This is a genomic window from Micromonospora sp. WMMD737 (assembly GCF_049179055.1).
Lineage (GTDB): Bacteria > Actinomycetota > Actinomycetes > Mycobacteriales > Micromonosporaceae > Micromonospora > Micromonospora reichwaldensis.
On sequence record NZ_JBMHMH010000001.1, the window covers coordinates 703,244 to 724,871 of the forward strand.

At 74.6% G+C, this 21,628-nt stretch carries 15 protein-coding genes; 12 read left to right on the plus strand and 3 right to left on the minus strand.

Features of this window, described 5'->3' with window-relative positions:
- The first annotated feature begins 16 nt into the window (after positions 1 to 16).
- Together ACN27A_RS02420 and ACN27A_RS02425 are read left to right on the plus strand one after the other, a co-directional pair.
- Positions 17 to 655 (plus strand): RNA polymerase sigma factor, encoded by a 639-nt coding sequence (locus tag ACN27A_RS02420; RefSeq protein ID WP_132237817.1) that lies wholly within the window; start codon positions 17 to 19, stop codon positions 653 to 655.
- On the plus strand, positions 630 to 1,094 hold the full coding sequence (locus tag ACN27A_RS02425) for a hypothetical protein (RefSeq protein WP_421458354.1): 465 nt from the start codon (positions 630 to 632) through the stop codon (positions 1,092 to 1,094). Before ACN27A_RS02420 ends, ACN27A_RS02425 begins: the two co-directional genes overlap by 26 nt.
- Positions 1,095 to 1,192: 98 nt before the next feature.
- On the opposite strand, the gene ACN27A_RS02430 is transcribed toward ACN27A_RS02425, so the two are convergent.
- Complete coding sequence (locus ACN27A_RS02430; RefSeq protein WP_421449464.1) at positions 1,193 to 2,233, minus strand: hypothetical protein; 1,041 nt, start codon at positions 2,231 to 2,233, stop codon at positions 1,193 to 1,195.
- Between the two features lie 301 nt (positions 2,234 to 2,534).
- Here ACN27A_RS02430 and ACN27A_RS02435 point away from each other — a divergent pair, with 301 nt between their 5' ends.
- Together ACN27A_RS02435 and ACN27A_RS02440 are read left to right on the plus strand one after the other, a co-directional pair.
- On the plus strand, positions 2,535 to 3,869 hold the full coding sequence (locus tag ACN27A_RS02435; protein WP_421449466.1) for a hypothetical protein: 1,335 nt from the start codon (positions 2,535 to 2,537) through the stop codon (positions 3,867 to 3,869).
- Between the two features lie 105 nt (positions 3,870 to 3,974).
- Positions 3,975 to 4,271 carry a hypothetical protein gene (locus ACN27A_RS02440; protein WP_132237811.1) on the plus strand — a complete coding sequence of 99 codons (297 nt, stop codon included), beginning with the start codon at positions 3,975 to 3,977 and terminating at the stop codon, positions 4,269 to 4,271.
- Between the two features lie 151 nt (positions 4,272 to 4,422).
- On the opposite strand, the gene ACN27A_RS02445 is transcribed toward ACN27A_RS02440, so the two are convergent.
- Both ACN27A_RS02445 and ACN27A_RS02450 read right to left on the minus strand, forming a co-directional pair.
- Complete coding sequence (locus ACN27A_RS02445; protein ID WP_421449467.1) at positions 4,423 to 5,145, minus strand: VOC family protein; 723 nt, start codon at positions 5,143 to 5,145, stop codon at positions 4,423 to 4,425.
- Positions 5,146 to 5,298: 153 nt separating this feature from the next.
- Positions 5,299 to 5,700, minus strand: coding sequence for a nuclear transport factor 2 family protein (locus ACN27A_RS02450; protein ID WP_421449469.1), 402 nt, complete (start codon positions 5,698 to 5,700; stop codon positions 5,299 to 5,301).
- A gap of 80 nt (positions 5,701 to 5,780) precedes the next feature.
- Here ACN27A_RS02450 and ACN27A_RS02455 point away from each other — a divergent pair, with 80 nt between their 5' ends.
- From ACN27A_RS02455 to ACN27A_RS02490, 8 genes are all read left to right on the plus strand, one after another.
- On the plus strand, positions 5,781 to 6,230 hold the full coding sequence (locus ACN27A_RS02455) for a MarR family winged helix-turn-helix transcriptional regulator (protein ID WP_421449471.1): 450 nt from the start codon (positions 5,781 to 5,783) through the stop codon (positions 6,228 to 6,230).
- Positions 6,231 to 6,605: 375 nt separating this feature from the next.
- Complete coding sequence (locus ACN27A_RS02460; protein ID WP_421449473.1) at positions 6,606 to 7,463, plus strand: DUF4132 domain-containing protein; 858 nt, start codon at positions 6,606 to 6,608, stop codon at positions 7,461 to 7,463.
- Between the two features lie 5 nt (positions 7,464 to 7,468).
- Entirely contained in the window at positions 7,469 to 12,514 is a 5,046-nt protein-coding gene (locus ACN27A_RS02465) for a hypothetical protein (protein ID WP_421449474.1), read from the plus strand.
- A gap of 112 nt (positions 12,515 to 12,626) precedes the next feature.
- Positions 12,627 to 13,817, plus strand: a complete 1,191-nt coding sequence (locus ACN27A_RS02470; protein WP_421449475.1) for an ATP-binding protein — start codon at positions 12,627 to 12,629, stop codon at positions 13,815 to 13,817.
- A complete protein-coding gene (locus ACN27A_RS02475; protein WP_421449476.1) occupies positions 13,814 to 17,467 on the plus strand; it encodes a DUF5682 family protein in 3,654 nt (1,217 codons plus the stop codon). Before ACN27A_RS02470 ends, ACN27A_RS02475 begins: the two co-directional genes overlap by 4 nt.
- Positions 17,464 to 19,374, plus strand: a complete 1,911-nt coding sequence (locus ACN27A_RS02480) for a hypothetical protein (RefSeq protein ID WP_421449478.1) — start codon at positions 17,464 to 17,466, stop codon at positions 19,372 to 19,374. Before ACN27A_RS02475 ends, ACN27A_RS02480 begins: the two co-directional genes overlap by 4 nt.
- Before the next feature lie 252 nt (positions 19,375 to 19,626).
- Positions 19,627 to 20,406, plus strand: a complete 780-nt coding sequence (locus ACN27A_RS02485; RefSeq protein WP_421449480.1) for an SDR family NAD(P)-dependent oxidoreductase — start codon at positions 19,627 to 19,629, stop codon at positions 20,404 to 20,406.
- A gap of 212 nt (positions 20,407 to 20,618) precedes the next feature.
- Positions 20,619 to 21,626, plus strand: a complete 1,008-nt coding sequence (locus ACN27A_RS02490; protein WP_421449482.1) for a hypothetical protein — start codon at positions 20,619 to 20,621, stop codon at positions 21,624 to 21,626.
- The last annotated feature ends 2 nt before the right edge of the window (positions 21,627 to 21,628 follow it).

Genomic DNA, 21,628 nt, shown 5'->3' on the forward strand with positions numbered 1-21,628 from the left:
GCGGGGCGTCGTACCGGTGAGCGAGCGCAGCACCGTCGGGCTGGTCGCCGCCGCCTCCTGCGGTGACGAGCGGGCGTGGGGCGAGCTGGTGCGCCGCTACACCCCCCTGGTGCTCTCGGTGATCCGATCCCACGGACTCGACCAGGTCGACGCGGCGGACGTGAACCAGACCGTCTGGCTCCGCGCGGTGGAGCACCTGGGACGGCTGCGGGAGTCCAACGCCCTGCCCGCCTGGCTGGTCACCACCACCCGGCGGGAGTGTTACCGGCTGCTTCGCCTCGGCCGGCGGACCCAGCCGTTCGACCCGTACGACGACTCGGTCGACCGGCACGTCGGTGCCCATCTGCTGGTGGACCCGGTCACCCCGGACGAGGACCTGTTGCGCGCCGAGCGGCAGCAGGCGCTGCGGGAGGCGTTCGCGCAGTTGCCGCCGCGCTGCCGGGACCTGCTGGCCCTGCTGCTGGCCGATCCGCCGGTCAGCTACCGCGAGATCGGCGCGCGGTTGGGCATGCCGGTGGGTAGCGTCGGTCCGAGCCAGGCCCGGTGCCTGCACAAGCTGCGGAACTGTCCGGCACTCGCCCCTTTCCTCAGGGCGCGCCCGGGTGACGAAGGGAGCGGAGGTGACCGGGATGGAGCCGTGGCCGCCAGCCGCTGACGACGCCCTGCTGGCCGAGTTGAGGGCCGCCCTGCGGGACTCCGGCCCGGTGCCGGAGGAGTTCCTGGCCGCAGCCCTCGCCGCGTTCAGCTGGCGGACCGTCGACGCCGAGCTGGCCCTCGCCGAGCTGACCTTCGACTCGGTCTGCGATCCGGAACCGGCCGGTCCCACCCGCTCCGCCGGCTCGGCCCGCACGCTGACGTTCCGCGCCGGTGCGGTGGTGGTCGAGATCGAGCTGACCCCGACCGGCATCGTCGGGCAGCTCTCACCGGCCCGGGGCGGGCGGGTCGCCGCCCGGACCGCCGTCGGCCCGTACGAGGAGGTGCCGGTGGACGCGGTCGGCTACTTCTCGATGGGGGTGCCGCCCGCCGGTCCGGTCCAGTTCTGCGCCCGCACCGTCGGGTACGCGGTGGCGACCACCTGGGTCACGCTGCGCTGAGCGGACACCGAGGCGGGTCCGCCCGGGACACCGGCCGGACGGGCGGAACGGAGGTCGCGGGCCCCGTCCGCGACCTCCGTCCCTGCCCCTCGAGGGCGTTATCCGGCCCGCTGGGCCACCGTGATGTCGTACCGCACGCCGCCGAGGTCGGCCCGTGCGGCGCCGGTGGTGTCCGGGCCGATCTGGGTCACGTTGACGGCGATCTGCTCCCGGGTCGGCACGGTCGCCGTGAAGTTCAGCGAGAAGGCGAGCCGCTCACCGGGGTTGAGCTCCAGGTTGTCCAGGCTGGCCTGGCCGATGTCCACGATCTCGACCTGGTTGCGGCCCACCTCGCGGACACCCTTGCCGGCCTTGCCGCCCTTGGCCCAGCGCTCGAACAGGGTCGGTCCGAGGTCGGCGACGAGCCGGCCACCGGCGGCCTGGAACGGTGCCCCGGTCTGGCTGAAGACCACGCTGCTGCGGGCCGGCCGGGTCAGCGTGTTGCCGATGGCGAACGGCCGGATCTGCGCCAGGCCACCGGCGGTCACCGCCACCGAGTCCACGTTGCGCCAGGCGATGTTGTTGTTGTTGCGGGTGTTGACGCCGATGTCCGGTCCCTCGAAGGTCATCGGGTCGTTGGCGGAGATCCAGCGGGCCAGCAGGCAGAAGTGACCCGGGCCGGGCACGTTGTCCCACGGGATGGTGACCGTGGTGACGCCCGGGTAGACCGGCACCGCCATCGCCCCGATCTGCGTCCACGCGCCGGGCCAGCCCGCCCCGCCGCCGGGCGTGGTCCGGTAGACCCAGATCGTGCCCTCCTCCATGACGCTGTCGCCGTACGGGCCGGGGTTGCGCAGCTTGATGAAGATGTAGTTCCGCTGGCCGACGATCGGGTTCTGGCTGGTCGCGCACTCGATGGCGGTGTGGCAGACCTTGATGTCCGGGCTCTGCCAGAGCGGGTTCAGCGCGTGCGGTTCGAGCCCCACGTCGGCGGCGGTGTCCTTCATGTACACGTCGACGGCGGCGGCGGTGGCGGGGCCGTCCGCGCCGGCCAGTGGTGCGGCGCCGGCCGCGGTGACGGACAGCAGCGTCGCCAGTGCCGCGCCGGTGAGCAGGGCGAGCGTCGAACGGCGCGCTCTTCCTGCGAGTCTGGTAGACACATTTCCTCCCGATGATGGGGGATCGCCGTTCGCCCCGGGGTGGTGGCGTGGGCGGGTGGACATCCTTACGGAGTCCGATCGATGCGAGTAGATACATCTGGCGCCGACGGGTGATGTCAGATGGCGGGAGTTGCCGTCAAGCCGGCGAAAGCCGCAGAGCGCTCGGACGCGGCGCGCGAATGAGGGCGCACTCACTGCCCGATGACCGACGCGCTACTGACTGCCACTGCCTTCCGGGTGCTACCTCTCTGCGGGCGTTCGGCCGACCGGGCCGGGCCGGCAGAGCGAAGGGGCCCTCCACATGTTCCCGTTTCCCGACGAAGCGACCAGGAAGGCACTCGATCTCGGCCGGCGCGAGGTGTTCCAGACCTACCGGGTGCTGATGGCCTGCGAACTCCAGCGGTTGCGCCCCATCGTCGGGGCGCTGCCGGCAGGGCTGCGCCGCGACCAGTTGACCGCCCGGCTCGACAAGGTCGCCGCCCTGGCCGTCGGGACCTGGCTGCAACGGATCGCGGAACGCGGCGCGACGATGCATCGGGCGGCCACCCTGTTCAAGGAGGTGCAGGACTCGCTCGACGGGGTCGTGCCCTCCGCCGTCGGCAATCCGTACCTCATCGCCGTTGTGGACGAACTGAAGACCAGGATCGTCGACGTCATGAACGACGACACGAGTCCCACGCACGTCGCCGTCAACACCGCGTTCGCGCGTCTGTTCGGGTCCACCTCGTCGGTGGCCAAGGCGCGTTTCGCGCAGACGGTCACGGCCCTGCAGGCAGTGCTCAAGCGCACCGACGGCCGGCGGTCGGGATTCGTGTGCAACCTGTCGTTGCCCGACGGGATGGGCGCACTGGCCAGCGGTCAGGGCGACACCGCCATCATCAACGTGGGTCGCTCCGCGCTCGACGGAACGATGCACCTGTGGGAGCTCGCCGCCACGCTCGCTCACGAGGGCACGCACATCCTGGCGGACAATCCGACGGTCGACATCGTCTACCGCCACCGCAACGCCGCCTACTACCTGCAGGGCCAGATCGCCCTGCAGAACGCCGCCAACTTCGAGCAGACCGTCCGCGAGGCGTTGGGCCAGGGCGGCCCGTTCCCCACCGACGAGCAGGTGGCCGCCATGCGGGGACGCACCGCGCCCCGGATGGACTCGCTGCACACCGTGCTCGCCTCCCGCATCACCCGCGCGTGGGTGCGCACCTACGACTTCACCCGCCTCGACTTCACCAGGACCGACCTGCCCAAGCCGGTCGCTCTCGTGCTCACCGACCTGCCGCAGGACCGGGCGCACGCGCCGTTGATCGGGGCTTACATGGAGGCGCTGCACGCGGCGATGCTGGCGCTGATGCGGGCGGAGGAGCGGCTGGTGGTGCGGGCCGAGCCGAAGATGCTCAACCACTCGACGGTCGTCAACGCGGACGGCACCATCCGGTTCACCATCAACTCCGACCTCGCCGCCCGGACGCCCGTGGCCCAGCTCCTGCACTGGATGCTGGACGAACTCGTCGCCGAGGCGAAGTGCCAGATCCCCAAGGACGGGGCGCAACTGCTGGCCCTGATCCTGGGCGTCGAGAAGTTCGACCGGGACAACGTGCACGACGTGCTGAACGACTTCTACGACTCCTTCCACTGAGCGGCGGCTGCCGAGCGGTGCGCCGATGCCGCCCCCCGTGGCGTCGGGGGCGTACCCATCGACCACAATCGGAGGCCGTCAACATCCACGGTCGAAGGGACACGAGTGAAACGCCGCCTTCTGCACATCCTGACGGTCGCGACCGTCGTCTTCTCCGGTACGGCTGTGGTGGCCGCGCCGGCCTCGGCGAGCGACGCGTGGGGCATCGTCTGCAACCTCCGGGAGAACACCTGGCTGCGCACCGATCCGCACGGCCACGTGCTGCTCACCCTGACTGCCGGCCGCGGGTTCCGCTGGCACGGTCAGGTCTCGGCGGTCGACGACGACACCTGGATCTACGGCCACGGCGCTGAGTACCCGTCCGTGGACGGCTGGGTCCCGGCCCGCAACACCACCTGCTGAACCAGCAGTCCCGCCGGGACGGCCGCCGACCGCTGCCGTCCCGGCGCACGGTGGCAGCCGGAAGCCGCTGACCATGCCGACTCCGGTCGTCCGTGCAGCCGACCCGGTGACCGACCCGGCGCTGTCGTTCCCGCTCGCCCTCTCGGGGTGGCTACCGGGGCGTCAGCACGCAGAACTCGTTGCCGTCGGGGTCGGCCATGACCACCCAGCTGACCTCGCCCTGGCCGATGTCGATCCGGGTGGCCCCGAGGGAGAGCAGCCGGTCGACCTCCGCCTGCTGGTCGCCGTCCGCTGGCGGAGCGAGGTCGAAGTGCAGTCGTTGTTTGCCTGTCTTCGGGTCCAGCGGTGGACCACCCCACGTGATCTTCGGGCCGCCGAGCGGTGAACGGATCGCTGTCTCCTGGTCCTGGTCCCAGACCAGCGGCCAGCCCAGCGCCTCGCTCCAGAAGTAGCCGACCTCCTGCGAGCCGTCGCAGGCCAGCGCCCCGACGAATCCGCAGTCGGCGAGGAAGTCGTTGCCCGGCTCGATGACGCAGAACTCGTTGCCGTCGGGATCGGCGAGCACGACGTGCCCGTCCTCCGGCCGTTGGCCGACGTCGATGTGCTCCGCGCCGAGTTCCAGCGCCCGGGTCACCGTCTGCCGCTGGTCCTCGAGGGACGTGCTCGTCAGGTCGAAGTGCATCGGATTCGGGCCGACCTTCGGCCTTTCGGTCGGCAGGAAACGGATCCGGAACCCGGTGTCGTCGGTGGGCAGCAGTGCGACACCGTCGGGTGGGTCGTCGGCCAGGTCCCAGCCCAGCACCCCGGACCAGAACCGGGCGAGCCGCAGAGGGTGGTTCGCATCGAAGCTGAGCGCGAACAGTTGACTCGTCATCTCCTGCGCATCTCCGATCGGCGGTGTGACCGCTGTCGACAGCACGCCTCGCCGGCGCGTAGCTCGGCAGCCTAGGGGCGGGCCGCGTCGTGCGCAGCCGAGTATTCGCCGGTCACCTCGCCGCCGGCGGCGAAGTGACTCCATTCCCGGCGGTCACGAGACGTGCTGCCAGAGCGGGGAGATCCGGGCCCGCGCGAAGCGCCAGCCGGCCGGCGTACGCGTGGCGGTGTAGCGGGCCTGGACGCCGGCGACCCGGTGCGGGGCCTCGCCCCGGCGGAAGAAGTACACGAGCTGATGGGTGCCGACCTCGGCGTGGTCGCCGTCGAGATCCACCACCACGTCGGTGTTGAGGTGCTGGGTCGACTCCTCCTCGGGGCTGGTCCGCCGTAGGACGTCGACGATGTCGTCGATGCCGTGCAGGGCCCCGCGCGGGCTGCTGGTCTCGGCGTCCGGGGCGTAGACGCCCCGCAGGTCCTCGAAGCGCCGCTCGTCCAGTGCCTGGGCGAGCCGGGCGACGAGTTCGGCGATCTCGGCGCGGTCGGTCACGGGTGACATCTCGATCCTCCATATCGTTGGTGCCGCCAACGATATGGCAGAGCGTTGGCGTCGCCAACGGCCTGTTAGCGTGGTCACCCGTGGAACCGACACCGGATCGTCTCGCGACGAAGGCGAGCTGGCTGATCACGCAGACCGCGGTGCACGCGCGGCGGCTCGTCGCCCAGGGATTCGCCACCGCGGGCGCGCGGGGCTACCACTACCGGGTGCTCGCGGCGTTGCGGGAGTTCGGTCCGACGAGCCAGGCGGAGCTGGGGCGGCGCTGCCGGATGGACCGCAGCGACGTCGTCGCGGCCGTGACCGAGTTGGAGGGGGAGGGCTTCGTCGAGCGCAGCGCCGACCCGGCGGACCGCCGACGCAACATCGTCACCAGCACCGAGGCGGGCGCGCGGCAGCTGCGGCGGCTGGACCGCGCGCTCGACGCCGTGCAGGACGAGCTGCTCGCCCCGCTGTCGGCCACCGAACGGCAGGCCCTGGTCGCGTTGCTCGGCAAGGTGCTCGACCACCACGGCGGCGCGCCGACGTCGTGATCCGGCCTGAGGGCCGCCAGGCCGCACCCGCCGGTCACGCTCCTGATCCGGCACGGCCACGGGCCCGCGCCGCCGATGGGCGGCCAGCGTCTGCCCCGACGTGTCGACGCAGGCGCCAACCGCGGGCCGGTTGGTGTGACCTAGATCATCGCCTCGTTTCCCGTCGGGGCCACGACTGACCGGTCGCGGTGCGCTCGGACCGGCTGGACCTGCGGCTTCCGTGAATCGCGGTCGCTCGTCACGCTGACCGCGCCTCGGCTGCTCGGCCGATGGGTCGCTGTCGTGTCGGTCACTACTGTTAGCGTGCCCTCGTTGTCGATCACGGCCGATTCCTCACGAAATCTGGCTGTTCTGCCGCTGCGGAGGGTATTCCTGATGGCCTGGCTACCGGTGGGAGACTCGTACGAGATCTCCCTCGTGGACGGAAAGGTGGCGGCCCGGTCCACCGGCCCGCGCGCCGGTGGTCGTCCCCTGAAGACGCTGCCGAAGGCGCTGCGCGACGACCCCGAGGTGGACCGGCTGCGCCAGCTCGCCCAGTGGCTGGACCGGCACGCCGCCGAATGCCTGGCCCGGGTCGACGCCTGGGTGGTGTCCTCGCTGCCGGTGCCGACGGGGCTGCTGGCCCGGGTCTGGCCGGACCCGGCCTGGCAGGACGCGCTGCGCGACCTCGTGGTCCTCGGGGACGACCCGGCCGAGCCGGGCTTCCTGCGCGACGTGACCGACACCGGCGACCTCCGCGTGGTCAACCTCGACGGGGACACCGTCCGGCTCTCGCCGGCGACCGCCACCCTGCCGCACCCGGTGCGCCTGCCCGACCTGCCCGACCTGCGCGAGTTCGCCGACGAACTGGACGTCACCCAGCGGATCGAGCAACTGCACCGGGGCACCTGGGGCAAGCCCGACGAGCTGAAGCAGCGCGACACGGCCATCACCGACTTCCGCGGCACCACGGTCCCCAACCGGCTCGCCGCCCGGGCCGCCACGCTCGGCTACCGGGTCTCCGGCTCGCAGATCAGGTGCCGGGTCTGGGAGGCCGGCCGCGCGGTCGAGGCCGCCATGCGGTTCGACGAGGACTACTGGGACTCCGAGGCGACCCTGGGCAACCTCTCCTGGTCGGCGGTGGACGGCCCGACGTTGCGGTTGACCGAGGTCGGGCCGGTGGCCTGGTCGGAAGGAATGCGGATGGCGACGGCCCTGTCCGGCGCCGTGACCGGAACGGGGAAGAAGGCGTGACCGGGATGACGACGACCACCGGCGACGAGTCGGTCGAGAGCCTGCTGACCGCCGGCGCGGTGCTGCCGGCCGACACCGCCGGGGCCGGCGACCGGGCGGTGCCCCTCACCGCCCGCACCTACCGGCATCCGACCCTCGACGACCGACCGGTGGTCCGCCTGGTCGACGCCGCCCTCGGCGAGGGCGAGGACATCGCCGTCGAGTTCCTGGGCCTGACGCCGGGCGCCGAGCCGGTCGTCGTCGGGCTGGGCCCCCGCCGGCCGCTGGCGTTCCCGGAGTGGGTGCTGGTGCACCATCCGGCGGACGGCCGGCACGCGTTGGCGGTGGTGCCCGAGTTGCAGAAGCTGGCCAAGCAGGTGCGGTCGCGGCCCAAGGCCGCCCTGGACGGGCACCAGAGCGTCGCCGACCGGCTCGCCCGTACGCTGCCGCACTTCCTGCCGACGTTCTTCGAGCAGGCGGCGCGGGTGTTCCTGGGCGCCGGACAGGACGCGTACGCGACGCAGCTGTTCAACAAGGCGCGCAAGGCGGAGGCGCAGCACGGCCTGCCGGTCGACCTCAACCGGCTGGACGAGGTCTACGTGGAGTTCGCCTCGGCCAAGGTCGTGTCCGCGACCGCGTTGGCGGGCTACGCCAAGGAACTGTCCGCCCAGTTGCCGGCAGGCGAGGCGCTGGAGCGGTTCTGCCGGCTGGCGCTGCGGGCCGCGACCGCCGGCGTGGTCCCGTCCACCCAGTCGGCCGGGGTGGTGAACCGGCTGGTCCGAGCCGCCACCAAGGCAGCCGGTAAGGCCGGCGCGGCCGCCGTCGCCGAGCGCGAGGCGGCCTACCTGGCCGAGCTGCTCCGGTTGCCGGTGGCCGCCGAGGCGCCGGCCGGCTGGTGGAAGGCGCACCTGCCGGCGGTGACGGCGCTGGCCGGGCGCGACCCGGCGATCCGCGGCAGCCTGCTCGACCTGATGCCCACCGACCGGGACGACCTGGTCACGTGGCTGGCCCTGCTGACCGACACCGGTGCGCTGGCCGGGCTCTCCGACGCGGACGTGCCGGACCCGGCCCGCCCGCAGGACGGCTCCGTCGGCTGGCTGCGCCGCTTCGTGGCCCGGGCCAACTCCGGCCACCACCGCCGCCGGCTGCCGCAGCTGTACCCGCTCGTCGAGCGGATGGCCGATCGGCTGCGCGTCGAGCTGGCCGACAGCGGCGAGACCCTCGGTGCGGACGGGGACCTGGAACTGCTCGACCTGCTGCTCGCCCTCGACCTGCCGGTGCCCGCGCCGAAGGAGCACGAGGCCCTGGACCTGGCGAACTGGGTCACGCGCGGGGGAGAACGCGACCTGCTCGCCGTGGCGGGCGACGACCGGTTCACCGGTGCCCTGCGCCGGGGCCTCGACCAGCTCGACGACCAGCAGGCCGCCCTGCGCCGGATGGTCGACACGCCGGGCGTCCGGCCGATGCTGATCGACTGGCTGCGGACCCGGATCCGCGACCGGTTCGCCGCCGGGCTGCCGTACCTGCCGGCGTCGGTGGACTGGCTGGGCCGGCTCCCGGTCGAGGCGCTGCGCCTGGTCTCCGACGAGCTGGACGGACCCGGCGAGCCCGGCCGGGGCGGCGACCTCGGGCAGGCCCTCGGCGTCGACCTCGCCGAGCGTGTCGCCCGCAGCCTGCGCGGCGGGTTCCTCGACGAGCTGGGCTGGCCGGACTGGGAGCTGGCCTGGCAGGAGGTGACCGGCGGCGACCGGCAGGTCGAGGTGATCCGGCAGGAGGCCTGGCCGTATGCGATCCTGGGCGGGCCGACCACGGTGCGCGTGATCGGCGCCGAGGGCATCGTGCTCCGCCACGACCTGCGCATCCCCGCCGGCGACATGTGGGGCCAGCCCGGCTACCACTACGTCGACGGCCAACTGCTGGTCTACTGGCGTTCCAAGACGCTCGACTACGACCTGCGCGGCTACTGGCACTCGTCGCCCGGCGAACCGCAGCTCATCCAGGGCCGCCACCACGGCAGCCAGCCGCGCGGGAAGCAGATCACCCTGCCGCTGCCCGGCGGCGGCCGGACCACCGGCGACGGCGTGCTGCACGCCGGTGACACCGCTGTCCCGTCCGAGCTGCCGGTCATCACCGACGGCACCTCGCACTGGGTGTACCGGCACGGCGAGGACGACGACACCCACGGCTGGCGCGAGTACGACCCGGTCGCCAACACCCACGGCCGACGCGGCCTGCCCCGGTTCCTGGCCGACCTCCCGGTCGACGGGAGCCGCCTCCAGGAACCGGCCAGCTGGCTGCGGCCGGCCCTGTCCGACCGGGCCACCCCGGCCGCCGTCCCCGTGGACGGGCTGCTCGGCTGGCGGGTGGTCACGCTGCCGGACGGCTCGGTACGCGGCACGGACCTGGCCGGTCGTACCGTCACCGTCGCCGCGGGCCAGGAGCCGATCGCGGCGCTGGTGCTGCCCGGCGACGACCGGCCCCGGGCCGTGCTCAAGGGTCCCGTCCTGGTCGACCCGGACGGGGTGGTGTCGGCCGCCGCGGGAGGGCCGTCCAGCCGGGACTACCGTCCCGGCCGGGTTCCGCTGCCGGCCCGGCAGTTCCTCGGCAACCTGCTGCCCCGCGACCCGGCCGGCTCCACCGCCCTGCGCCGGATGGACCGGGAGACCGCCGCCGCACTGCTGAAGGTCGCCCTCGACGAGCGCCGCGCCGTCCTGGCCGAAGAGGCGGCACGGGCCGCGGCCCGCGCGGCGGCGCGGGCCGGGCTGACCGTGGCCACCCAGGCCGTCACCGGCCTTCCCATCGCCGTTCCCGCGTCCACGGTCGGCGCCGGCCACGCGCCCGCCACCACCGGCGCGACCGCCGCCGAGGACGACACGGACGCGCTGGTCGAGCTGGTCCGCTCGACGGTGCCGGCGCTCAGCCACGACGCCCTGCTGGCCGGGGTGGCCGGGGCGCTGCGGCTGGCCGCCCGGGTGCGCACCGACCTGGAGGCGGTGACCGAGCGGCTGACCAGGTCGCTGTCCGCCCCCGTCGCGGTGGCGCCGGCGGCCACCGTGACCGGACCCACCGACCGGCAGCTCAGCGCGGCGCTGGACGGCCTGCGCGGCTCGATCTACGGAGCGGGCACCGTGGCGCACGCCTTCACCCAGTTCCGGGCGTTGGCCATTCAGCGCTCCGTCACCGGCGGGGGCGATCCCGCCGTACGGCTGCACCTGGACGGGCCGGCGCTGCCGTCCACCCTGAACTGGTGGGCGCTGCTCGGCGGCGTCGCCGCCGTCGCCTACCGGGCCGTCGCGGCGGTCACCCCCGACGAGCACCGGGAGTCGCTGCGCGCGCTGCTCACGGAGCTGGACGGGCTCGACCTGGGCGCGGCGGCCGAGCCGGGGCGGTGGCGCCGGTGCATACTGCACGTGCTGGACGGCGAAATGAGAAACCCCGACGGCTCGCGCCGCTATCCGCGGCCGGGCATCCTGCCGCTGCCCGACGGGGCGTTCCTCGCGGTGCTCAACTCCAGCGGCACGAGCACCGGCTACTTCTTCGAGGCGCTGCACCACGACCCGGCCGGCGTCTTCGCCTTGCCCGAGCCGTACACGTTGCACTCCTTGGAGCCCGTCGGTGACGAACGGCCGGCCGGCTGGCTGGCCGCCTTCCGCACCGAGTGGGCCGCGCGTGGCCCGCTGCCCTGGCGGCCGGAGGCGGCTGAACGGTTCGCCGAGCTGACCGGCATCACCCCCACCGCCGCGAAGCTGGTGCTGGCCGGCCTGCCGTACGCCGACTCGGCCGGCACCGTGCCGACCGAGCTGCGTAGGGCGCTCGGGATCAGGCAGGTCGGCGAGGTCAAGCTGGCCTTCGGGGTCCTGCGGGAGGCGAGGCCGGCACTGCGGCTGGCTGTGGTCTCGGCGCTGCTGCCGGCCGACCCGGCCCGGCTGTGGACCGACGGACCGGACGTGGCCGCCGCGGCGGCGGTATGGAACGCCGCTCTGGGGCGCCGGGCGGTCGTGCCCGAACAGCTGCTCGCCGAGGCGACCCGTGCGATCCGCACCGGCTGGGCGCCCGCGAAGGCGTTGCCGGCGCTGCTCGACCCGGCCCGCTCGGCCGAACTGAGCACCGATGTGGCCTTCGAGGTCCGGGGCAACCGGGCCCGGCCCGTCGCCAAGCGCCCGGCGGGCTTCACCGGGCACGTGCTGCACTCCACCATCGCCCTGGCGGCCTGGGTCGCGCACCACACGCCGGTCGGCGACCCGTGCCGGGCGGCGCTGCCGGCCGCGTTGGCCACGATCCGGGACCGGCTGGCCAACCCCGACCTCATGCTCGACCTGGAGCAGTACGTCTATCTGCCCGAGTTCCGGCAGGTGGCGGGCACCCCGTCGGAGACGGGCCCGGGCTGGGAACGCTACGGCGCCATCGTACTGTCCACCCACGACAGCCGACCGGTGCCCGCGCTGCGGCCGGAGCTGCTCGACGCCGACGGCACGGACCCGTATCTGCCGGCGCTGCGCAGGGACGTGGCCAAGCCGTACCCGGTGGAGGTGGCGCTGCGGCTGGTGCGCGACCCGCGCTTCGCGGCGCTGCTCGCCGACCCGGGGGAGCCCGCCGACGGCGCGCGGGCGGCGGACGGGACCTGGTGGCCGCAGGATCCCACCCGGTCGGCGTCCGACGTGGTCGCCGAGGTCGCCGAGGCGTACGGCCTGGGCACCGACGCGGCGGCGGCGTACCTGATGCTGCTGGCCATGCCCGACCCGACGGACCGCAACACGGCGAGGTGGACGGGCTGGAAGCCGGCGCGGCTGAAGGCGGCGCGCGCCGAGTTGGCCGGCACCGACCTGGTCGTCGAGGCCAGCCGGTCTCGGGCCGGCCGGTCGCTGTTCCTGCCCGGCCCGTGGCTGGAGCGCGGCGCCGGGCAGGTGCCGATCGAAGGCTGGAAGTTGGCCCTGTTCGACCTCGCCCCCGACGGCACGGCCGCGCTCGGGGTGACCGTGCCGTTCGAACCGGCCGCGGAACTCTACCGGCGGTCCTGGCAACGCCTCCGCGACGGTGACCTGCCCCGCCTCGCCGACCTGCCCGGTCGCTGACTCCTGTCCGGCGGGTGGTGGTGCCCGCGACGACCCTTCCCGGCCGTCACGGCGCCGTCGCCCCGCCCACCCCTGTCCCGAAACACCCCAAGAGAGAGATCGAGGAACACCCGTGACCGTGACGGAAGACGTCCGCCCCTCCGAGGCGCCGGAGAACGCCGCTCAGGTCCTCTCGGCCGAGCAACGGTACGCCGACGAGCTGGCCTTCCTGGCCGCGTACGACGACGGGGCCCGGCCGCCGGGCTGGGCGCTGACCCCGCGCGCCGTGGTCACCTTCATCCAGGGCAGCGACGGCGAGGCGTTGAAGCTGCCCGCCGAGCGGCGCACCGGCCCGGACGGCACCGACCTGCCGGCGAGCATGACCATCCCGGCGAAGTTCGTCGGCGAGCGGAGCCTGGTCGAGCGGTGCGTGGTCACCCTGGCCGGCGAACGGGGCCTGCTGCTGGTCGGCGAGCCCGGCACCGCCAAGTCCATGCTCTCCGAGTTGCTGGCCGCCGCCGTCTGCGGCACCAGCGCGCTGACCGTGCAGGGCACCGCCGGCACCACCGAGGACGCCTTCCGTTACGGCTGGAACTACGCCCTGCTGCTCGCCCAGGGGCCGACCCCGCAGGCGCTCGTCGACTCGCCGGTGCTGACCGCGATGCGCACCGGCCGGGTGGTCCGGATCGAGGAGGTCACCCGCTGCCTGCCCGAGGTGCAGGACGCGCTGGTGTCCATCCTGTCCGACCGGCGGATGAACGTGCCGGAGCTGTCCGGCACGGAGGACGGGCTGATCCGCGCCGTGCCGGGGTTCACCGTGATCGCCACCGCCAACCTCCGGGACCGGGGCGTGTCGGAGATGTCCTCGGCCCTCAAGCGCCGGTTCAACTTCGAGACCATCCACCCGATCTCGGACGCGGACGTCGAGACCGACCTGGTCCGCCAGCAGGCCACCGCCGCCGTGCAGCGCGCCGGCGCGGCGTACACGGTGGACGACGCGGTGCTGGACGCCCTGGTCACCGTGTTCCGCGACCTGCGTTCCGGCCGGTCGGGCGAGGGCTGGGACGTGGAACGGCCCGGCACGGTGATGTCCACCGCCGAGGCGGTGCAGGTGGCGGTGTCGCTCGGCCTGGCCGCCGCGTACCTGCCCGGCGGGGAGGCGCTCGACCTGGTGCCCGGGCACCTGCTCGGCGTGGTCCGCAAGGACGACCAGAACGACCACGCCCGGCTGCTCGGCTACTGGGACGGGCCGGTCCGTCGCCGCGCCGAGGACGGCTCGGCGATGTGGCGCCGGCTCTGGGACCTGCGGGAGAGCCTGCGGTGACGACTCTCTCCAGCACGACTGCGGCCACGCCGGCCGCCGAACCGGCGAGGGCCGATGCGACGTCGGCCGATCCGCGCGCCGTGGTCGACGCGCTCGCCGCTTCGGTGCGGCCGTACCTGATCGGGGTGCGGCACCACAGCCCGGCGCTGGCGGCGGTGGTGCCGGCGCTGCTGGACGCCGCCGGGGCCGAGGTGGTCTGCATCGAGCTGCCGGCCGACTTCCAGCGCTGGCTGCCGCACCTGTCCGATCCGGCCGCCCGGGCCCCGCTGGCCCTGGTCGGCAGCCACGGCGCGGACGGGCCGATGGGCTTCTACCCGTTCGCCGACTTCTCCCCGGAACTGGCCGCGATCCGCTGGGCCCGGCGGCACGGCGTGGAGGTGCTCTGCTGCGACCTGCCGCTGGCCGACCCCGGCTGGAGCGCCGCCGACCCCGACCCCGACCCGACTGCCGGTGCCGAGCCCGCACCGGACGCGGGGGAGCCGGTGCCCGGCCTGCGCCGGTCCTACGCCGCCGCGCTCAGCGCCAGCGGCACCGGCCGCGACGGCGACGACCTGTGGGACCGGGTGGTCGAGGTGCGCGCCCCGGGCTGCCCGCCCGAGGCGGTCCGCCGGGCCGCGCTCGGCGTCGGCTGGGCGATGCGCACCGACAGCGCCCACCGCGACGGCGTACCGGCCCGGGACCTGGCCCGCGAGCGGCACATGCGCCGGGTGCTGGCCGAGGCCGGCGTCGACGGCCGGCGGGTCGCCGCCGTCGTCGGCGCCTTCCACGCCCCGGCCCTGGTCGCCGCCCCGTCGACCGCCGACGCCGCCGCGTCCACCCGGCCCGGTACCGCCCCGGCCGATCCGGTCCGGTCCGTGACGACCCCGCCCGGACCGGCCGCCACCGACGGCGGCGGCACGGCGGTCACCTCGCTGGTGCCGTACGCGTTCGACCTGCTCGACTCCCGCTCCGGCTACCCGGCCGGGATCCGCGACCCGCGCTGGCAGCAGTCCGTCCTCGCCGCCGCCGGCGACCCGGAACGGATCCGGGCCGCCGCCGCCCGGGCGGTCACCGACGTGTGCCGGGACCTCCGCGCGGCCGGTCACACCGCCGGCACCGGCGAGGCCACCGAGACGGTACGGCTCGCCGACGACCTGGCCCGGCTGCGGAACCTGCCCGCCCCCGGCCGGGGCGAGGTGCTGGAGGCGGTGACCACCGTGCTCGGCCAGGGTGAGCTGCTCGGCCGGGGCCGGGCGCTGGCGAGGGCCCTGGAGAACGTGCTGGTCGGCGCCGAACGGGGCCGCATCGCCCCCGGCACGCCGCGCTCCGGGCTCGGCCCGGCGGTCGAGGCGGAACTCGCCACGCTGCGGCTGCCCGACCCGGGCAGCCCCAAGGCCCGCGAGGTCCGGCTGGATCCGCTGCGCACCGAGCTGGACGGGCGGCGGGAGATCCTGCTGCAACGCCTCCAGGTCTGCGGCGTCGGCTACGGCGAGCCCGTCGCGGTCTCCGGCACCGGCGACGGCGCCGCCCTGACCACCCGCTGGCAGCTGGCCTGGACACCGTCCGTGGCGGCCCGGCTGGACCTGGTCGGCGTACGCGGGGTGACCGCCGCGCTGGCCGCGGCCGGCACCCTGCGGGAGCGGTTCCGCCGGGAGGCCGCCGACGGTGGCCCCACCGCCGCGCAGCTGCTCACCGGGCTGCGCGACGCCGCCCGGTGCGACCTGCCGGAGCTGGTCACCGACCGGCTCGACCTGGCCGCCACGGTGCTGCCGGGCACCGGCACGCTGCCCGAGCTGCTGGCCGCACTGGACCTGCTGGAGGCGCTACGCCGCGAGCACCTGCCCGGCACCACCGCCGACGGCCGGGCCCGGGCGGCCGAGCTGGCCGTCGTGCTGCTGGACGCGGCGGTACGCGGGCTGCCCGGCCTGGCCGGCAGCGACACCCCGGCCGACGCCGCTGCGCTCGTCGACCTCGCGGTCCGGGCCGGCGAGGACCGCATCGGGCTGCGCCTCGACGAGGCCCTCGACCACCTGGCCCGCGCAGGCTCGCCGCTGATCCAGGGCGCCGCCCTGGCCGCGCGGGTGCTGCTCGACCTGACCGACCTGGAGACCCTGGGCACCCGGGTGGCCGGCTGGATCGACGCGGCGACCGGACCGGACACCCGACGGCACCTGCACCGGCTGCTCGGCGGCCTGCTCACCGGGGCGCACCCGCTGTTGCAGTCCGCCCCGGCCGCGCTGGATCCGCTGCTGGAACGGATCGAGCGGCTCCCCGACGCCGACTTCCTGGACCGGCTGCCCGCGCTGCGCGGCGGGTTCGACGTGCTCACCCCGGCGGCCCGGGACCGGCTGCTGCACACCGTCACCGAACGGCTGGGTGACCGGCTCGACCTGAGCCTGTCCGCCCCGCCGGAGCTGCTGGCCCGCTGGGCCGCCGCCGACGCGGCCGGGCGGGCCGCCCTGCTCGCCCGCCACCTCCCCGTCCCGGGCACGCCGACCGGCCCCACCGAGGTCGACGCCGATGCCGGCGCTCCGCCCGGGCCGGACACCCCGGACGCCCGGCTCACCGCCAGCGACCGGTGGCGGCTGCTGCTCGGCCGCCAGCCCGACCGGTTGCCGGCCGACGCCCGCCGCTACGCCCGCGCCCTGGACGAGCTGTACGGGGCGGGCCAGGGCGAGGGCGCCACCGACCTCGGTCAGGGGGTCGGCGGCGGCCAGGATGCCTCCTTCCCGACCGCCCGCGAGTGGGCCGACGAACTCGAGGCGCTGTTCGGCACCGCCGTACGCGAGGAGGTCATCGCCCGGGCGGCCGAGAGCGGCCGTACCGACGTGCTCACCGAACTCGACTCGGCCGCCGTACGCCCCTCGATGGAGCTGCTGACCTCGGTGCTGTCGCTGGCCGGCGGCCTGCCCGAGGGGCAGTTGGCCAAGCTGCGGCCACTGGTGCGGCGGCTGGTCGAGGAGCTGACCAGGCAGCTCGCCACCCAGGTGCGTCCGGCGCTGACCGGGCTGACCAACCCGCGTCCGACCAGCCGTCCCGGTGGCCGGATCAACCTGGCCCGTACGCTGCGCGCGAACCTGGCGCACACCCAGCGGCTCGGCGACGGCCGGACGGTGGTGGTGCCGCAACGCCCGGTCTTCAACAGCCGCACCCGCAAGGAGGCCGACTGGCGGCTGGTGCTGGTGGTCGACGTGTCCGGCTCGATGGAGGCGTCGGTGGTGTGGTCGGCGTTGACCGCCGCCGTACTGGCCGGGGTGCCCACCCTGTCCACCCACTTCCTCGCCTTCTCCACCGAGGTGGTCGACCTGACCGACCGGGTCGACGACCCGCTGTCGCTGCTGCTGGAGGTGCGCGTCGGCGGCGGTACGCACATCGCCGCCGGGCTGGCCGCCGCCCGCTCGCTGGTGACCGTGCCGAGCCGCACCATCGTCGCGGTGGTCAGCGACTTCGAGGAGGGGTATGCGCTCGCCGGGCTGCTCGGCGAGGTCCGCACGCTTGTCAACTCCGGCGTGCACCTGCTCGGCTGCGCCGCGCTGAACGACAGGGGAGCGCCCTGCTACTCGGTGCCGGTCGCCGAGCAGCTCGTCGCGGCCGGGATGCCGGTCGCCGCTCTCAGCCCGCTCGAACTCGCCCGCTGGGTGGGCGACCGCATCCGCGGAGGATCACGTTGACGGACCGCACAGCCACCGCCGTGGACACCGACCGGTTGCCGCCGGTGCTGCCGGCGGTCGCCGCCGCGGCGGTGGCGGCCCTGCCGCCCCGGCTGCACCGGCGACTGGACGCCGCCGTCGAACGGCTGGCCGGCGTACCGGTCGGCCCGGTCGACGGCGGCGTGTCGGTCGACTGCGGCCCGGAGTCGCTGGTCACCCTGACGCTCGGAGCGACGGGCGCGGTCATCGACCCGGACCAGGCGCGGTGCAGCTGCCTGCTGGCGCCCCGCTGCCTGCACCGCACCGCCGTCCTGCTCGCCTGCCCCGTCGCCGACCCGGCCGCCCACCCCGATCCGGCGTCCACCGCCGCGGCGTCCCCGACGCCGGACAGCGCCGGTACGGCGTCCGGCAGGACCGGCCGCACCGCGCGTACCAGGAAGTCGGCTGGCGCGGCGCCGACGAAGGCGCAGCGGGCCGCGGCCGGCGCGCTGTGGCGGGCGGCCGCCGCGGTGCTCGCGGCCGGCGTGCCGGCGGCCGGGGCGGTGCCCCAGGCCGAACTGCTGCGGGCCGCCCACGGCGCCCGCCTGGCCGGTCTGCCGCGGGCCGAGAGCGCCGCGCTGCGCACGGTACGTGGGCTGCGCGCACACCGGGGACGGCAGAACGGCCACCGGTTGGCCGAGCTGGTCGAGGTGCTGCACGACCTGCTGTACGTCGCGGGCCGGCTGGCCGCCGGCGACGCCGACCCGGCGCTGGTCGGCGTCCTGCGGCGGGCCTACCAGCCGGACGGCACCCTGGAGGTGCACGGCGTCTGCCGGGAACCGGTGATCAGCGCGACCGGGTACGCCGGGGTGGTCACCCACCTGGTCGCCGCCGACGGGCGACAGCTCTCCTTCGGCGACGTGAAACCGGGCGGCCCGGACCGGGCACGCGACTGCGCCCGGGCGGTCACCGAGATGGGCGCGGTCGCGGTCAACCACGCGGTACTGGCCCGTGGCGGCCTGCGGATCACCGGCACCACCGTCTCCCCGGACGGCCGGCTCGGCGCCGGTAAGGGGGTCCGCGCCACCCCGCTCGCCGGGGCCGACTGGTCCACCGGGCCGCTGGCGCGACTGTTCGCCCGCCCGCTCGCCGAGGTGGTGACCGCGCAACTCGCCACCGACGACCCGGAGGACCCGGCCCGGGCGGGGACCGCGCTGTTCGGCGGTGACCTGATGGTGGTGGGCGCCGTCGGTGACCAGGTGCTGGCCCGCGAGCTGGCCCCCGCCACCGACGAAGGAGGCGAGCGGGCGCCGGTGCCGGACGGGCCGCTGATCCGGCTGGTGCCGGTCGACGCCCACCCGATGCTGGCCCACGTGGCCAACCTGCGGCGGCTCGCCTCCCGGCCCGGCCTGCGGGTCCGGGTGGTCGGCCGGCTGGACCCGGACCGGGCCAGCACGCTGCGACCGCTCGCGGTCGGCCCGGTGCCCGGTGCCGCCGCCACGCTGCGACTGCCAACGGACTGGCACGGCCGGGCGGACCTCGGCTACGACGAGCTCCAGGGCGGCCACCTGCCACCGCGCGACCCGGCGGAGACGGCCGGACCCGTCCTGGCCATGGGCGCCGACGCGGTGGCGGAGTCCCCGCTGTGGCGGGTCCGCCGGCTGGTGGAGCTGGCCGTCTCGGGCGGTCGCCGCGCCGTCGCCGAGGCGGCCCGCGGCGACGGCACCGGCCTGGCTGGCCCGCTGCGCCGCGCCGGCTTCACCACCGCCGCCGCCCTCACCACCGCCCTGGCCGACGAGTCCGACCGGCGCGGCCGGGACGCGTTCGGCCGGCGTACCGATCCCGACCCGGACCGGTACGCGTGGGCCTGGCTCGCCGCGACCGCCCACCTCGCCGCCGCCGAGCGGGAGCTGATCCGCTCCTCCTGGACCGCCCCGCCGCTCGGCTGACCTGCGGGAACCCGGGCCGGTGGCGGCGGGTGGTCCGGTCGCCACCTACGCCACCTGGCCGAGAGCCCCGGCACCCGTCCGAACCCGGGCGGGTGCCGGGGCTCTCGGGCGAGGGGAACGCACGCGTGGCAACTCTCACGTCCACGACCCGCCCGCCGGGCGATCCTCGGGCACATCGGGGAAACCCGGTGGGCGTCCGTGACGCGGGACTAGATTGAACCCGCATGGTCGAAAACGGACGGGGGACGGGTCGTGCGTGGACTCACGGACAAGGTCGTGCTCGTCACGGGGGGCGGATACAGCCCCGAGCAGGTCGGTTCCGGTCTCGGCCAATCCATGTGCGTGGAACTCGCCCAGGAAGGGGCGAAGATCGTCGTGTCCGACCTCTCCCTGGAACGCGCCAACGCGACGGTCGAGCGGATTCGTGACGCCGGGGGAGACGCGACCGGGGTGGCGGCGGACGTCACCGACGAGGCTTCGGTCGACGCCATGGTGAGGGCCGCCGTCGACGCGTACGGCCACGTCGACGTGCTGGTGAACAACGCCGGCGTGTTCGGCGCCTACCTCCCGCTGCTCGAGATCGAGACCAGCCAGTGGGAGCGCGTCATGGCCGTCGACCTCAAGGGCGTCTTCCTCGCGACGAAGGCCGTGCTTCCCCACATGCTGGAGCGCGGCAGCGGCGTCGTGATCAACGTTTCCTCCGCCTCCGGTCTGGTCGCCAGCGAGGTCGGGGCCGAATACACCACGGCCAAGCACGGCGTCATCGGGCTGACCAAGCAGATCGCCTACGACTACGGCCACCGGGGCATCCGCGCCGTGGGCATCGGGCCCGGCGTGATCAAGACGGCAGCGTTCGAGGGCGCGGAGATCACCAGCGACTTCCCGTTCTACGACCTGACCATGCAGGCCCCCGCGGGCCGGTACGGCGAACCCCACGAGGTGGCCCGGGCGGTCTGTTTCCTCGCGAGCGACGACGCCTCCTTCATCCACGGCCACACCATCCCGGTCGACGGCGGGTCTCCCGTCAGGTGACCGAGCCGGCCGGCCCGGCCAAGACCCGCCGGAGCGCTTGCTAATTCGTATTAGCATCTTGACGCCGCCGAGACGGCGCGCGCAGACTCATCGATCGACGAACCCGTTCCGCGCCGAGCGTCCACACCGTCCGGTCGCTCCGCGCGGGGTCGAGTGACGCCTGCCCGCACCCCCTGCGCCCGTCGGCGCGCCCCACGAACGGAGGGAACGCGATGCCGCGTACCCCGGAAGGCTCCTTCTCCCGACGCACCCTGCTGCGTGGCGCGGCGGTCGCCGGCCTCGCGACCGCGACCACCGGCGCCGGCCTCGTCACGGCCTCCACGCCGGCGCTCGCCGCACCGGCCGGCTTCCCCAACTACCGGTACGTGCGCGACGCGTTCGACAGGCCGTTGCGTTACAACCCGACCGGCGAGTTCATCTTCCCCTGCGTGCGCGGGGTCTACGACAAGATCAGCGGCGCCCTCGGCCGCTACTACCTCTACTACGCGCCGCACGACGCGCCCGGCGGGATCTGCCTCGCCTACGCCAACCGGCTCGAGGGCCCCTACACCGAGTACGCCAACAATCCCGTCGTCGACCGGGTGCTGCCGTCCACGACGGTGAGCCACGTGTCGTCGCCGCACGTCGTGTGGGACGCGCCGACCCGGCAGTTCTACCTGTACTTCCACGGCGAGAACCACACGACCCGGGTCGCCCGCTCGGCCGACGGCGTCCGCTTCACCGACGAGACGCCGATCCTGTCGACGAACCTGGTGCCCAACACGACCGAGACCTCGTACGCGCGGGTCTTCGAGCACTCGGTGGCCGGCAAGGGAAACCGCTACGTGATGGTGTTCATGGGCGCCCACACGATCCGGCCGGGCACCCGCAAGATCTTCTGGGGCTGGTCGCCGAACGGGTGGAGCGGCTGGCAGTTCTCCCCGAACCCGCTGGTGTCGCCGTCGGGCGACGGGCTCACCGACATCTCCGCGCCGCACCTGGTGAAGCGCAACGGCACCGCGTACGTGGCGTACCACGGCAGCAGCGGCAACATGTACCTGACCGAGGTCGGCAACAACTTCGACGGGGAGGTCCACCTCGGCGTGTTCCACCGGCCGATCGCGTCGGACAACGGCCGGGTGGCGTCGCCGACGTTCGGCACCGACGGCGGCGTGGAGTACATGCTCTACGAGGCCGGGCCCCGCCTCGACGCCAGGATCTGCGTGGCCCGCGCGGTCTAGGG

Excerpts from the sequence above, each read along its gene's own strand:
- ACN27A_RS02425 (WP_421458354.1), top strand. The coding sequence starts at position 630 with ATGGAGCCGTGGCCGCCAGCCGCTGACGACGCCCTGCTGGCCGAGTTG.
- ACN27A_RS02435 (WP_421449466.1), top strand. The coding sequence starts at position 2,535 with ATGTTCCCGTTTCCCGACGAAGCGACCAGGAAGGCACTCGATCTCGGC.
- ACN27A_RS02445 (WP_421449467.1), bottom strand. The coding sequence starts at position 5,145 with ATGACGAGTCAACTGTTCGCGCTCAGCTTCGATGCGAACCACCCTCTG.
- ACN27A_RS02450 (WP_421449469.1), bottom strand. The coding sequence starts at position 5,700 with ATGTCACCCGTGACCGACCGCGCCGAGATCGCCGAACTCGTCGCCCGG.
- ACN27A_RS02460 (WP_421449473.1), top strand. The coding sequence starts at position 6,606 with ATGGCCTGGCTACCGGTGGGAGACTCGTACGAGATCTCCCTCGTGGAC.
- ACN27A_RS02465 (WP_421449474.1), top strand. The coding sequence starts at position 7,469 with ATGACGACGACCACCGGCGACGAGTCGGTCGAGAGCCTGCTGACCGCC.
- ACN27A_RS02490 (WP_421449482.1), top strand. The coding sequence starts at position 20,619 with ATGCCGCGTACCCCGGAAGGCTCCTTCTCCCGACGCACCCTGCTGCGT.